Origin of the sequence: Apilactobacillus xinyiensis, from assembly GCF_019656235.1 — a bacterium.
In the GTDB taxonomy this organism is placed as follows: Bacteria; Bacillota; Bacilli; order Lactobacillales; family Lactobacillaceae; genus Apilactobacillus; species Apilactobacillus xinyiensis.
Genome location: NZ_BPLL01000005.1, coordinates 20,872 through 34,286, shown reverse-complemented (window position 1 = coordinate 34,286; position 13,415 = coordinate 20,872). Strand labels below are relative to the sequence as shown.

At 30.5% G+C, this 13,415-nt stretch carries 13 protein-coding genes; 4 read left to right on the top strand and 9 right to left on the bottom strand.

What is annotated here, in order from left to right; all coding sequences use genetic code 11:
- Positions 1-95: 95 nt before the first annotated feature.
- A complete protein-coding gene (locus K5Q11_RS02050) occupies positions 96-965 on the bottom strand; it encodes a GRP family sugar transporter (protein ID WP_220727877.1) in 870 nt (289 codons plus the stop codon).
- 396 nt (positions 966-1,361) lie between these two features.
- Positions 1,362-1,862, bottom strand: a complete 501-nt coding sequence (locus K5Q11_RS02045; RefSeq protein ID WP_220751056.1) for a phosphatidylglycerophosphatase A family protein — start codon at positions 1,860-1,862, stop codon at positions 1,362-1,364.
- 105 nt (positions 1,863-1,967) lie between these two features.
- Here K5Q11_RS02045 and gap point away from each other — a divergent pair, with 105 nt between their 5' ends.
- Positions 1,968-2,981 (top strand): type I glyceraldehyde-3-phosphate dehydrogenase, encoded by a 1,014-nt coding sequence (gap, locus tag K5Q11_RS02040; RefSeq protein WP_220751055.1) that lies wholly within the window; start codon positions 1,968-1,970, stop codon positions 2,979-2,981.
- A 54-nt stretch (positions 2,982-3,035) separates the two neighbouring features.
- Here the strand turns inward: gap and K5Q11_RS02035 are convergent, their stop codons facing one another.
- Positions 3,036-3,920, bottom strand: a complete 885-nt coding sequence (locus K5Q11_RS02035; RefSeq protein WP_220751054.1) for a magnesium transporter CorA family protein — start codon at positions 3,918-3,920, stop codon at positions 3,036-3,038.
- 34 nt (positions 3,921-3,954) lie between these two features.
- Between K5Q11_RS02035 and K5Q11_RS02030 the strand changes: the two genes are divergently transcribed.
- Complete coding sequence (locus tag K5Q11_RS02030) at positions 3,955-4,506, top strand: YiiX/YebB-like N1pC/P60 family cysteine hydrolase (RefSeq protein ID WP_220751053.1); 552 nt, start codon at positions 3,955-3,957, stop codon at positions 4,504-4,506.
- Here K5Q11_RS02030 and K5Q11_RS02025 read toward each other — a convergent pair.
- Positions 4,484-5,347 (bottom strand): LysR substrate-binding domain-containing protein, encoded by an 864-nt coding sequence (locus K5Q11_RS02025; protein ID WP_220751052.1) that lies wholly within the window; start codon positions 5,345-5,347, stop codon positions 4,484-4,486. The two genes, K5Q11_RS02030 and K5Q11_RS02025, sit on opposite strands and share 23 nt — an antisense overlap.
- Positions 5,348-5,454: 107 nt before the next feature.
- Between K5Q11_RS02025 and K5Q11_RS02020 the strand changes: the two genes are divergently transcribed.
- On the top strand, positions 5,455-6,477 hold the full coding sequence (locus tag K5Q11_RS02020) for a YeiH family protein (protein WP_373311475.1): 1,023 nt from the start codon (positions 5,455-5,457) through the stop codon (positions 6,475-6,477).
- Positions 6,478-6,529: 52 nt separating this feature from the next.
- Here the strand turns inward: K5Q11_RS02020 and K5Q11_RS02015 are convergent, their stop codons facing one another.
- On the bottom strand, positions 6,530-7,315 hold the full coding sequence (locus tag K5Q11_RS02015; protein WP_220751050.1) for a glucose-1-dehydrogenase: 786 nt from the start codon (positions 7,313-7,315) through the stop codon (positions 6,530-6,532).
- A gap of 55 nt (positions 7,316-7,370) precedes the next feature.
- Complete coding sequence (locus tag K5Q11_RS02010; RefSeq protein ID WP_373311476.1) at positions 7,371-8,438, bottom strand: SLC13 family permease; 1,068 nt, start codon at positions 8,436-8,438, stop codon at positions 7,371-7,373.
- A gap of 199 nt (positions 8,439-8,637) precedes the next feature.
- Here K5Q11_RS02010 and K5Q11_RS02005 point away from each other — a divergent pair, with 199 nt between their 5' ends.
- Complete coding sequence (locus K5Q11_RS02005; protein WP_220727883.1) at positions 8,638-10,677, top strand: KUP/HAK/KT family potassium transporter; 2,040 nt, start codon at positions 8,638-8,640, stop codon at positions 10,675-10,677.
- Between the two features lie 58 nt (positions 10,678-10,735).
- Here the strand turns inward: K5Q11_RS02005 and K5Q11_RS02000 are convergent, their stop codons facing one another.
- The 3 genes from K5Q11_RS02000 to K5Q11_RS01990 all read right to left on the bottom strand — a co-directional run bounded on the left by K5Q11_RS02000 (position 10,736) and on the right by K5Q11_RS01990 (position 13,319).
- Positions 10,736-11,011 (bottom strand): hypothetical protein, encoded by a 276-nt coding sequence (locus K5Q11_RS02000; protein ID WP_220751049.1) that lies wholly within the window; start codon positions 11,009-11,011, stop codon positions 10,736-10,738.
- The gene (locus tag K5Q11_RS01995) at positions 11,004-12,161 is read right to left on the bottom strand and encodes a cation:proton antiporter (protein WP_220751048.1); all 1,158 of its coding nucleotides are present in this window, start codon (positions 12,159-12,161) and stop codon (positions 11,004-11,006) included. The genes K5Q11_RS02000 and K5Q11_RS01995 overlap by 8 nt, the downstream gene beginning before the upstream one ends.
- Before the next feature lie 126 nt (positions 12,162-12,287).
- The gene (locus K5Q11_RS01990) at positions 12,288-13,319 is read right to left on the bottom strand and encodes a branched-chain amino acid aminotransferase (protein ID WP_220751047.1); all 1,032 of its coding nucleotides are present in this window, start codon (positions 13,317-13,319) and stop codon (positions 12,288-12,290) included.
- Positions 13,320-13,415 lie beyond the last annotated feature (96 nt).

Below are 13,415 nucleotides of genomic sequence, written 5' to 3'. Positions count from 1 at the left end.
TTTAGTTGAATATTTTGACATAAAAAAACCGCCTTAAAAAATTAGATATTATGTCTAACTTTTTTAAGGCGGTACAATTCATGGTAGCTTTTTTATTAACTTAAACGACTAATTACTACGGCAGCTAAGATAATCATTGCTAATCCTAAAATAGTAAATAATAGTTCACGTTTATTTTTACGTTCGTGCAGAATTAATAGTCCACCCAATGTAGAAACTACAACGTTCATTTGAGTAAGTGGGAATGAAGTAGCAACTCCATTTAAGTTTAATGATGTCAAGTAAGCTAATGTACCTAATCCACCTAAAAGACCAATAATAATTCCACGCATTGTTGCACGAGTGAACAAATATGATTCATGATCTTTAGATTGCATGAATAAACCTAAGATTACTCCACCTAATCCCATACCAATAGTTTGTGGTAATAAACCAACTAAACCAGAAGCATCTGGAATTTTAGGAAATACAGAACAAGCAGTGTATCCAAATGAACCTACAATTAACAAGAATAAACCTGATTTATAATCCATTTTTGGACGGTCAACACTACCGTCACGGAAACTAGTAAAACATGTTCCTATTATTAGTAATCCGATACTTAAGAAACCTAGTAGTTTAGCAGTTGGTGTTCCCCAATCACCCCAGAAAATAACCCCTGCTAATGGAATTTCAATTAACTGTAAACCAGTTGAAATTGGCATTGCAGTTGAAACGTTCATTTTGGTAAATGCTGTAAATTGCATTAATTGAGCAATTGACCAAGCAAAACCACCAATAAAGGCCCATATAAAGTCATTAAATGTAATAGTTGGTCTTGTGAAAAGATAAATTACTACCCCAATAATTAACTGACCATATCCTGTACCAACTAATTGGTTAATAGGACGTCCACCTAATTTAGTGGCTAGAATTGGCCCAACTCCCCAAAGAAAAGCTGGTAGAATTCCGATTAAAATATTCATAAAAAACTTCCTTTTCTGAAATATATCTTTAAATTTATGTAACTTGATTAAATAAAATATAACACATAATAAAAAATTACATAAGAAAATTTTGCGTAAAAACTATATTTGTAATTGTATACCTTAAAAAGAAAAAAGTAAAGCGCTTACATTATATTTATTTTTGCAAAATTTAAGCTATATTTAAGAAAAATGGTTAATAATTAAAATGTAAATAAATCAAAATATATTTTGGAAGTGGCAATCATGTATAAAACAAAAAGAATTATAACTCTTGCAATAATTTTAGGTTTAGTATTTTTATTTCAACTTTCCAGCTTGAACAATAAATATGTAAAAGTAAAACAAGGTCCTGCATATAATAGTCAAACCGAATACGTTTGGAAATAATTTATGTTAATCCTTATTTTGGATAATAAACCCAGAAGCTGAAGCAACAATACTAGATATAATGTCGTCCAAAAATGTATTCACTGTACTATTTTTACCATGATCTTGTGAGACATCTAATTTTTTAGCAATTCCATTTTTGGTTTGATCTAAATATCCATAATTGGCAATTCCAGCAGTTGTAAAATGACTAGCGATGTAAATACCAAATAATTCATCCGTTCCAAATTGTGGTAAATCATTTTTTATAATTGATAATAATGGTTCATCCAGCATGTTTTGTTCAGCCAATTTATCTAGTTGAATACCTACTGCTATGGTTTGAAGAATATCTTTATCCGAAAAAACCTTTTCATTAATGATTTTTACTCCATCTGAAACGGTCAAATCTTTAGAGTACTTACCTTCAAATTCACAAAATTCACGTGCAATATCTTCAATAGTGATATTTTTATGATGAAAATAATCTAAGACATATTTTTTTAAATCATCTTTAGGGTATAACATAATCATTCTCCTCAAAATTTGTAAGCATTTTACATGATTTTATTTTAATAAGCTGATATTATTTTAGCGTAGTTATAAATAAACAACAAATTAGGAGGATTTCTTATGACTGTAAAGATTGGTATTAATGGTTTTGGACGTATCGGACGTTTAGCTTTTAAACGTATCCACGAACTAAAATCAAGTGATATTGAAGTAGCTGCTATCAATGATTTAACAACTCCTTCTATGCTCGCATATTTACTAAAATATGATTCCACTCATGGAAAATTTCCTGGTGAAGTAACATCTAATGACAATGCAATCATTGTCGATGGTAAAGAAATTCCGGTTTATGCTGAAAAAGATGCTGCTAATATTCCTTGGGTAAAAAATGATGGTGTGGATTTTGTACTTGAATGTACTGGTTTCTATACATCAAAAGAAAAATCTCAAGCTCATTTGGATGCTGGAGCAAAACGTGTTTTAATTTCAGCACCAGCTGGTGATATTAAAACCGTTGTTCCAGGCGTTAACTTAGATACTTTAGATGCTAATGACAAAATTGTATCTGCTGGATCTTGTACCACTGGAAGTATCGCTCCTTCAGCATATTTCTTGAACAAAGATTTTGGCATTAAAGTTGGTACTATGACTACCATTCATGCCTTCACATCTACTCAAGCTATTTTGGATGGACCTAGAGGCAAGAAATTTAGAAATAACCGTACTGCATCTACTAATACAATTCCTCATTCTACCGGTGCTGCCAAAGCATTAGGATTGGTAATTCCTGAATTAAACGGTAAGTTAAATGGAGTTGCTCAACGTGTAGGTGTTGTTGACGGTTCATTAACTGAACTAACTGCTATCGTTGAAAAGAAAAACGTTACCGCTGATGAAATTAATGAAGCTATGAAGAAACATACTGAAAACAATCCTGCCTTTGGTTGGAACGACGAACCTATCGTATCATCTGACATTATTGGTGATACTCACGGTTCCGTATTTGACGCTACTCAAACTGACGTTACTACTTTTGGTGACGATCAATTAGTTAAAGTATGGACATGGTACGATAATGAATGGGGCTTCACATGCAACATGGTACGTACTTTGTTACATTTTGCTCAACTATAATATAAAAATTTAAAATCAAAAAAGACTGTGATGTAAAAATCACAGTCTTTTTATTTACAAATCATGATGTTTACGTAAGTACATCAACATAACTACAATGATAATTATGGTTATTATTATAGTAAATATCCATGAGAACCAACTATTAGCAAATGGCAATCCCACGTTCATCCCATAAAAACCGGAAATAATCGGTGGAATTGCTAAAACTAACGACCAAATAGTTAAAACTTTCATAGTCTGATTTAAATTACTATTAATAATATTACCGTATGTTTCTTCAATTTGGCCCACTATATCATTCAAAACGTCAAACATATATTTACATTCATTATACTCGACAGTTACATCTTCAATTTTTTGTTTTTCTTGAGAAGTAAAATCAATGGGAATGGATGGATTAACTCCAGCATTTTCAAATTGATGAATTGCTAACAAATTAGCTGCTGTAGCTGATTTTAGATATACTAAATCACTTTTTAAATTAGAAACTTCTTGAAGTTTCTTATTGTTAATACTTCTATTTTTTGATTGTAACTTTTCTGCTTGAGCGTTAATATTATCTATCTTAGCAAAATAAGGATTACTAATCTCAACTAAAAAATCAAAAATTAAATCAAATTTATTGCACTCGCCCTCATCAGATAATTTATTAAAACTTTTACTATTCTTAGTTACAATTAAATTATCCTTAATCACGATTACAGCCGGTGAAGTTTTCACCTTATCAATTTTTTTGCTACGCAAGGCTCGCATAATTAAAATCGAGTAATCTTTAAAGTCATCGTATTCAAATCGAGAATGCTCGTGCTTATCTAACATATATCCCTTAACATTTCTAGGTAATTTATACTTTTGAATAGCATTGCTAATTTCTGTCGCGTCAGTTTTGTACAGTTCGACCCAAACTGCATCTTTTAAATTATGTATTTTTAACATATAATTCGTCCTTTCTAAAATTGGAGGTAAATGCATGAAAAATGGTGATTTATTATTTATCAGACATAATCAAAATGAACTATCTCAAGCCATTGTAGAAAGTAGTTTAAGTAGTCATTCTTTTCAATATGATCATGTTGCTATTATTATTTATAATCATAAAGAGCCCTATGTTTATGAGGCCTGTCCTGAATTTGGTGTACACAAAACTAGTTTTAAACAATTTATCAAAGATACTAATAATAACATTGATGTATATCGTTTGAAAACCACTTTTAATGTTCAAAAATTATTCTTGAAAGCAGAAAAATGTCTCGGATTACCATATAACTATTCTTTTAATCCTAATAACCATGGCTTTTACTGTGCTAATTTTATATATGAAATTTTTGAGCATCAATACTTTCACTTAATTCATATGAAATTTGGAACTAATCAACAAATTGAAAAATATTGGTTAAAATATTATCAAAAAATAAACCAACCTATTCCTATTAATGAATTAGGTTTAAACCCTAATGCTATGATTGAACAAGATGTCTTAAAATTAATTGAACTAAATATTAATCACAAAACAAATGATTAAAGTAGTTAGCAAAATAATTGTTACGTGAATAAACTAAATTCATGGTTCTAAAAATATCCATCCCACTTAATTTAATTTCTTGCAAATTACCATTAGATATTTCTTGAAGTGCTAATGATTCATACATAAAAGAAATCCCAACGTTTTTTTTAATCAATTCGATTATGCCTGTAGGCTCATTAAAACTAATCACTTGATTAAAATCACTAAAGCTTAAGTTCAATGATTTTAACCAATTATATAAAATACACCTAGTTCCTGAACCATTTTCCCTTAAAATTAAAGTTTGATTTAATAATTGATTAATATCAATTTTAGCCATTTTCGTTAATTCATTATCAGCATTAGCAACACAGACAAATCGTTCTCGTTGCATAGGATAATAACTATAAACTTGTTTGTTAAAATTACCTTCTAGGATAGCAAAATCTAATTTACCATCGTCAATCATACTTAATATTATTTCGGTATTGGTAACCGTACAATTAATTTTATCAAAATCATGTGAAAATTTTTCAATTATCTTAGGAATCATAAAAATAGCAACTGATTTAGTAGCTCCAAACATGATTTCTTTTTGTGAATTAGGTTTTTTTAAATAATCTAAAAACTCTGTTTGTTGATTTACAATATTGTTGATAAAAGCTGCCAACTCTTGTCCTGATTTAGTAATGTCTAGATGCGGTTGATGATATTTTACTAATTGTATTTGCAATTCTTTTTCTAAACTTTTCACTTGTTGAGTTACTGCTGGCTGCGTAATAAATAATTTTTTAGCTGTTTTAGTGTATGATTTTGTCTTAGTTAACATTAAAAAAGTAGTATATCGTTGATCAATCATGTAGTTCTCCATAAGTAAATTTTATAGCTAAATTAATAATAATAATTTTATTTTATAACATAACCTTCATATAATAAAACACATATTAAATGAAAGGATGTTTATCTTTGAAAATTATTTTAACTGGTAAATTCTGGATCGCTATCATAGTTACATTAATTTGTACGATGGTTGGTACCTATCTAGCTAATTTACCCTATTTAAATATCATCGGTTCATTAGTTTTAGCACTTATTTTTGGAATGTTATTACAAGTTCAACCAGTTGATACCAAACCTATTAAAAAGGAAATTGGATTTATATCTAATAAATTTCTACGTTTAGGAATTATTTTATTAGGTTTTAAGCTAAATCTAACCGCTTTAATGTCATCCGGCGTTAAAACTATTTTATTAGCAATGATCGTAGTGACTGGTACTATCACTGGAACATATTTACTAAATCGAAAATTTGGGGTAGATAAAGAATTAGCCATTCTTGCTGCTAGTGGAACTGGAATCTGTGGTGCTGCTGCCGTTATGGGTATTTCACCACAAATTAAGGTAAGCTCTAGCAAAAAAGCGCAAAAAGAAGAAGACCAAGTTCTAGCGGTAGCGATTGTGGCTATTATGGGAACTATTTTTACTTTAATTGAAATTATGCTAAAGCCATTATTACATATGGATGCAACTCAATTTGGAGTAGTGGCCGGAGGTTCATTACACGAAATTGCACATGCGGTAGCTACTGGAAGTACCGCTGGCCCTGTTGGATTGAACATTGCAATTATCACTAAACTTTCACGTGTGTTAATGCTAGCACCAGCTGCATTAATTATCGGTATTTGGTACCAAAAAAGTAGCAAAGTTAATAATGAAAATGGCAAACATAATAAATTGCCAATCCCCTGGTTTATGGGTGGCTTTATCCTAGCTAGTATCATTGGATCATTTGTTCCTATGAGCGCTAATGTGCTTAGTTTGTTAGTAAAAGCTGCATATATTTTCTTAGGTATGGCAATGGCTGCTTTAGGGATTAGCGTTAACTTTAAAGTTATTTTAAATCGTGGTAAAAAACCGATTTTAGCTACATTCATCAGTTCTGTAATATTGCTGACGTTTGTAATCATTGTAAGTAAACTATTTTTCTAAAAAAAGGATGAACTCAGTTATGAGTTCATCCTTTTTTATGATTATTAAAATTTTAACCTTTTCCTTCTTCAAAGTCTGGGTACAAGGTCATTCCACCATCAACATAAATAGTATCACCGGTTACATATGAGGATTCATTGGAAGCTAACCAAGCTGCAACAGCTGCAACTTCAGAAGGTTTACCAATTCGATCCATTGGAACTAACTTAGTAGTTTGTTCGTATTGTTCAGGATCAGCAAATTTTTCAGCGTTAATAGGTGTATTAATAGCACCTGGCGCAATACAGTTTACTCGAATATTTTTCTTAGCATATTCAAGTGCAACTGTTTCACTGAACATTTTAACACCGCCCTTAGAAGCAGCATAATGTGAAAATGTTGGCCAAGGAATCGTGTCATGCACAGAAGACATATTAATGATGTTTCCATGACGACTATTATCCAAAAAGTAATTTAAAGCCGCTTTAGTACCTAAGAAGGCTCCAGTTAAATTTACTGAAATAACTTTTTGCCAGTCAGCTAACGACATCTCATGTGTATGTACTTTATTTTCCATACCAGCATTGTTAATCCACAAATCTAATTCACCAAAGTTAGAAACCGCAGCTTCAACTAAATCTTGAACATCGCTTTCAGAAGAAATGTCTGCTTGTACAGCAACTGCATCTCCACCATTATCTTTAATTAATTTTACTGCTTTTTGTGCACCCTTAGCATCAGAATTATAGTTAAAAACTAACTTCATATGTTCTTTAGCTAATCTAATTGCAATCGCTTGACCGATTCCCTTAGAAGCACCGGTTACAACCGCAACTTTACCATTTAAGTCTGAATACATAAAATTGTACCTCCTATAAAATTAGCTTTTAGGCTCAATGAACAGCCCCATTGATTTAAATTATAAAATAAAAAATGATGATAAACAAAAATAATAACGCAAAATTTAGTAAAGAAAAAATAAAGACAAATTTACGAACATCTAATTTACTATAAATAGCAACTTGCTTTAAAGCTAATAAATTTGCTAGAGAAGCTACTAGGGTACCCATTCCACCAATGCTAACGCCATAATAAATAGCTCCCATATAACCACTAAATTTAGCCATCAAAACAGATGCTGGCACATTGCTTATAAATTGACTAGCTAGCGCACTTAAAATGAAGATATTTTTAGGGCTATTTGAAACTGTAGCAATAAAATGAGTGATTGTTATTGAACGACTAAAAATGCCAACGATTAGGAAAAAACCTATGAATGATAATAAAAGGCTATAGTCCACATTGTAAATTACTCGATAATTCAAAAGTATTGATGTACATAAAACAACGAATAAGGCGATAATAATATTAATAATGTTAAATATTCCCATTAATACAACTATCATCAATAGAATTGCAATCAATACATTAGATGCTTTTAAATGAATTGCATCTCTATGGCCCTTCTCAGAATTTAAGATAGATTTATTTTCAACTAGGAAACTCAAAAGTACTACAGTACATAAACCTACAATAAATAAAATATAGCTATGTTTAAAGAAAGCTAACATTCCAACATGATAGTTAGAAACTAAAAATATATTCTGAGGATTTCCAATTGGAGTTATTGAACTACCTAAATTAGCTGCTATCGTCAGCAAAACTAATGGGTATGCTTTTTGTAAATGGTGACGATTAGCAATATTAATAAATAATGGAATTAACGCTAGTATTAAAACATCATTAGTGAAGAACATTGATGCAAAATAATCAAACAATACTAACATTAAAATAATTGTTCGTGAGCTTCTAGCCTTAGTGGTAATGAAATGACTAAAGTAGTTTAAAATATTCATATCACTAATCAATGCTACAAAAATCATTAACATCATTAGTGATAAAATTGTATCCCAATTTATATCTTTTACATTTGGCCCACCAATGAATATTGAACTGATAAAACATATTATAATTACTGAAATTAGAATGGGATCTTTTAAGACTTTAATTTTTACACCTCCTATATATAATACAAATTACAATATATACAATTTTAGCATTTGAATTTATAATATTTTATTATTAATGATTAAATAAATTGATTAAGGGTTGAATTTTTTTAAGAAAAGTTTAAGATTGACCTTTGAGTAATTTTATAAACATGTATTTGGAGGATTTAGTATGAAGGCTAAATTTGAAAAAATTTCTTTAGCAGGAATGTTGATTGCTTTAGGAATAGTATACGGTGATATAGGAACTTCACCACTTTACGTTATGAATGCCATTATTGGTGATGTTGGAAGCATGTCTAACGTAACGCCCGATTACATAATTGGATCAATTTCATTAATTTTCTGGACGTTAATGATTATTACTACTGTAAAGTACGTTTTAATCACGATGAAAGCTGATAACAATCACGAAGGTGGGATTTTTGCTTTATATGCATTAGTTCGAAAGAATGCAAAATGGTTAGTTTGGCCAGCTTTGATTGGTGGTGCTGCTTTACTAGCTGATGGAACATTGACTCCAGCAGTGACTGTAACATCCGCCATCGAAGGTTTAAAGGGCCAATCAATTGGCTTTATTCATTTTAGTAATTCTCAAACCAATGTGTTGATTATTACATCATGTGTTTTATTGGTATTGTTCTTAATTCAAAGATTTGGAACTGGTATCATTGGAAATTCATTTGGACCAGTAATGTTAGTATGGTTTAGTTTTTTGGCAATCGTTGGAATTATTAATTTATTACAATACCCAGCCGTTTTAAAGGCATTTTCACCATACTATGCAATTGAAATATTATTTAGTCCTGCCAATAAGGTTGGAATATTCATCTTAGGTAGTATTTTCTTAGCAACTACTGGTGCCGAAGCACTCTACTCAGATATGGGACATGTTGGTAAAAAGAACATATATGGAACTTGGCCCTTTGTATATAGCGCTTTAATTTTAAATTACTTAGGTCAAGGTGCTTGGATTATTAAAAATGCACATAATCCACAATATGCAGGATTACATAATACTAATCCTTTCTATGACATGTTGCCTGGTAACTGGCGTATTTTTGCAATTGCATTAGCTGCATTAGCTGCTATTATTGCTTCTCAAGCATTAATTACCGGATCATTTACTTTAGTAGACGAAGCTATTGGTTTAAAATTCTTGCCTAGAATGATTGTACATCATCCTAGTAATGTTAGAAGCCAAATTTACATTTCAACTGTTAACTGGTTCTTATGTATCGTAACATTTATGGTAGTATGGTTATTCCGTAGTTCTCAACATATGGAAGCCGCTTATGGTTTGGCAATTACCGTAACCATGTTAATGACTACGGTATTATTGTTTGAATACATGTCAACCAAGATAAAACGTATCTTTGCATTCTTTATTGCCCTATTCTTTGGAGCAATTGAAGCTGTTTTCTTAGTTGCAAGTTTAGTTAAATTTGTCCATGGTGGATATGTAACCTTATTTATTATGTTTGGTATTTTATATGTAATGATTATTTGGTACTTCGGTAATAAACGTCGTGATCACTACGAAAAAGAAAGTGAATATGTATCACTATTAGATTATCGTGACCAATTGTCTGAATTAAGTGCTGACGATTCAATTCCACTTTACACTTCAAACTTAGTATATATGACTAAGGTTAAAGATAATTATGAAATCAAACGCAGCACCATGTACTCCATCTTAGATAAAGAACCTAAACGAGCAAAAGTATATTGGTTCGTAACTGTTAATGAAACAAATAACCCTTATGAAAGCAACTATACTGCAGACTTATTAGAAACTAAAAACATTGTGGATGTTCAGTTATACTTAGGTTTTAGAAAACAACAAAGTGTAAGTATTTATCTACATCAAATTGTTAACTATCTAATTGAACAAGGTGTTGTTGATCCACAAAAGCAACACTATACTTCAATGAAACACCGTGGAAATGTTGGTGATTTCAAATTTGTAATTATTAACGAACGTCCTTCAGATTTAGCATTAAATACTGAAATTAGTGCTTTTGACAGACAGTTAATTAGCGGAAGAATTTTCTTACAAAATATAACCGCCTCACCAATTTCATGGTATGGATTGGAATTCAGTAGCGTACTAGAAGAATCATCACCATTGTTTATTACAATGCAACATGATCAATATCTAGTTCAAAGAAAGATATTCCACTCCATTCATTCTAGAAAATCAAAACGTTAAGCTAATATAAATAAAAAAGAAACTGACTTTTATAATATAAAGTCAGTTTCTTTTTTATTTATATAATATTTAATACACAAAACATCAACAAAATTAAATACAATATCGCTAATCCTTTTCTATAAGATAAACTTTTTTTATTTTTATGACTATACCAGTAATAAAAATAAATTGGTGCCATCATTAAACTAATCATACCTAGTAATAATATTCCTACTAAATACAATGGTCGCATGTGTGGCAAATTACCAATAGAACTTAAAATAAAAATTAGCGGAAATACTAACAGTAAAATGTTTAACGATATCTCTTTAATGAACGGATGCTTATTCATGATGACTTAACCTCTTTTTCCAAACAATACTTTGTCTCAAAATAAATGGTGATAAAAATGTAGTTATAACTACAGCTGCAATAATAACTGAATAATAATTTTCAGAAATTAAATGTCTACTTAAACCTATTTGAGCAATAATCAAGGCTACTTCACCTCTAGAAACCATTCCTGAACCAACAATTGTCGAACTATTCAAAGAAAATCCACTTAACTTAGCTCCTAGACCAGCTCCAAATAGTTTAGTAAAAATAGATAAAATAGTAATTGTTGTTAACAATAATAGTTGATTAAAAATACCATTAAACTGTAGACTTAATCCGATATTAACAAAAAATATCGGTATGAACAATGAATAACCAATAGTTTCAGTGTTACGACGAATTTTCTTTTTAAACGGTGTTTGAGAAATAGCAATTCCGGCAAAAAAAGCACCTGTAATTGAACTTAAATCACATAATTCAGCTAAATAAGCGGCTAAGAAACATACTGCTAATGATAATATCGTCAAGTTAATTTTTAAATGATATGCAAGTGACAACATCAATTTAGCTCCAAATTTTATAAACATTAAAACTAAAATAAAGAATAAAATTTGTAATAAAATAACCATTACAATATTACTACTTCCACTATTTTGTGAACCTAAAAAGAAACTAGCAAAACTAAGTAGTAAAATTGCAATTACATCATCAGCTACCGCAGCTCCTAAAATAGTAATTCCCTCTTTACTATTTAATTTACCCATTTCCTTTAAAACTTCTACGGAAATAGAAACTGAAGTCGCTGCAAAAATGACACTGACAAACATACTATCTTTTACATTTAATCCGTGATAGTAACTAGCTAAATACATTCCAATTAATGGAAATATAACTCCAAAAATAGCTACTAACATACTAGGTTTAAAATATTTTTTTAATAAAGATAAATTACTTTCTAAACCAGCTATAAACATTAAAAGAATAACCCCAATTTCAGCAAAAATGGTGATAAATTCTGAAGGTTTAATAATATTAAATAATGCTGGGCCAAAAACAATACCAATGAACATTTGACCAATTACGGCTGGCATTTGAATTTTTTTACACAAATAATTAGCCAATAAACTTAAAAACAATATAAGCGTTAATATAGGTAAATCATGCATATAATTCCTCCTTAAATACAAAAAAAGCTACTACTAATCCCCTATTCCCGCCAACCCAAAACGAGAACAGATTCTTGAAAAGTAGTAACTTTCAACCAATTTATTATATGTGTATATTATATCATATTATTCAACTTTTTGAATCCAACCTTCTGGAGCTTCTACATCTCCAAACTGAATCCCAGTTAATAAATCATAAAGTTTTTTAGTTAATGGTCCAACTTCTGTTTCACTGTAAAATACATGGAAATCATCACCATGCTGAATTCCACCAATTGGTGAAATAACAGCGGCAGTCCCACAAGCACCAGCTTCTTTAAATTTATCTAAATCATCAATATAAACATCTGATTGTTCAGCTTTTAAATTCAAGCGATGTTCTGCTAACCACAATAAAGAATACTTAGTAATACTTGGTAAGATTGATGGAGAATCCGGAGTTATAAAGCGATTATCCTTCGTAATACCAAAGAAGTTTGCTGAACCAACTTCCTCAATTTTTTGATGTGTCAATGGATCTAAATATAATACATCTGAGAAACCTTTTTTATGTGCATTATCACCTGGTAATAAACTAGCAGCATAATTTCCACCGACTTTACTTTGACCAGTACCCATGTGAGCAGCTCGATCATACTCTGAAGTAACAAAGTTAGTAGGTGTTAATCCACCTTTAAAGTAATTACCTACTGGCATAGCAAATACTGTAAATAAGTATTCGTCTGAAGGATGAACACCAATAGTAGGACCTACTCCAATCATTAATGGACGAATATATAGAGTACCACCGGTACCATATGGTGGCACAAAGTCAGCATTAGCTTTAACCACCTTCTTAACCGCTTCAACAAACTTATCTTCCGGATATGGTGGCATTAATAGTCTTTCACAACTATTATGCATTCGGTGAGCGTTTCGATCAGGTCTAAACAGTTGAATACTACCATCCTTAGTACGATAAGCTTTCATCCCTTCGAAATCAGCTTGACCATAGTGAAGTACTGTTGCCGCCTCACTCATGTTTAAACTACTGTCCTCAGTCAATTCTCCTTCTTGCCACTCACCATTTTTATACATGGCTTTAAATCGATATGGTAGGTCCATATATGAGAAACCTAAATTGTTCCAATCAATTTCTTTTGCATTAACTTTATTCATATAATCATCATCTTTTCTTAATATTATTTTAATCAAATTTTAACAAAGAGTGAGAAGATAGTCAAAACATAATTGTGATTTTTTTTGATATAAGTT

What these genes read in the sequence shown, in the direction of transcription:
- K5Q11_RS02030 (WP_220751053.1), top strand. Translation starts at nt 3,955, where the DNA reads ATGAAAAATGGTGATTTATTATTTATCAGACATAATCAAAATGAACTA.
- K5Q11_RS02025 (WP_220751052.1), bottom strand. Translation starts at nt 5,347, where the DNA reads ATGATTGATCAACGATATACTACTTTTTTAATGTTAACTAAGACAAAA.
- gap (WP_220751055.1), top strand. Translation starts at nt 1,968, where the DNA reads ATGACTGTAAAGATTGGTATTAATGGTTTTGGACGTATCGGACGTTTA.
- K5Q11_RS02015 (WP_220751050.1), bottom strand. Translation starts at nt 7,315, where the DNA reads ATGTATTCAGACTTAAATGGTAAAGTTGCGGTTGTAACCGGTGCTTCT.
- K5Q11_RS02000 (WP_220751049.1), bottom strand. Translation starts at nt 11,011, where the DNA reads ATGAATAAGCATCCGTTCATTAAAGAGATATCGTTAAACATTTTACTG.
- K5Q11_RS01995 (WP_220751048.1), bottom strand. Translation starts at nt 12,161, where the DNA reads ATGCATGATTTACCTATATTAACGCTTATATTGTTTTTAAGTTTATTG.
- K5Q11_RS02035 (WP_220751054.1), bottom strand. Translation starts at nt 3,920, where the DNA reads ATGTTAAAAATACATAATTTAAAAGATGCAGTTTGGGTCGAACTGTAC.
- K5Q11_RS01990 (WP_220751047.1), bottom strand. Translation starts at nt 13,319, where the DNA reads ATGAATAAAGTTAATGCAAAAGAAATTGATTGGAACAATTTAGGTTTC.
- K5Q11_RS02050 (WP_220727877.1), bottom strand. Translation starts at nt 965, where the DNA reads ATGAATATTTTAATCGGAATTCTACCAGCTTTTCTTTGGGGAGTTGGG.
- K5Q11_RS02005 (WP_220727883.1), top strand. Translation starts at nt 8,638, where the DNA reads ATGAAGGCTAAATTTGAAAAAATTTCTTTAGCAGGAATGTTGATTGCT.
- K5Q11_RS02045 (WP_220751056.1), bottom strand. Translation starts at nt 1,862, where the DNA reads ATGTTATACCCTAAAGATGATTTAAAAAAATATGTCTTAGATTATTTT.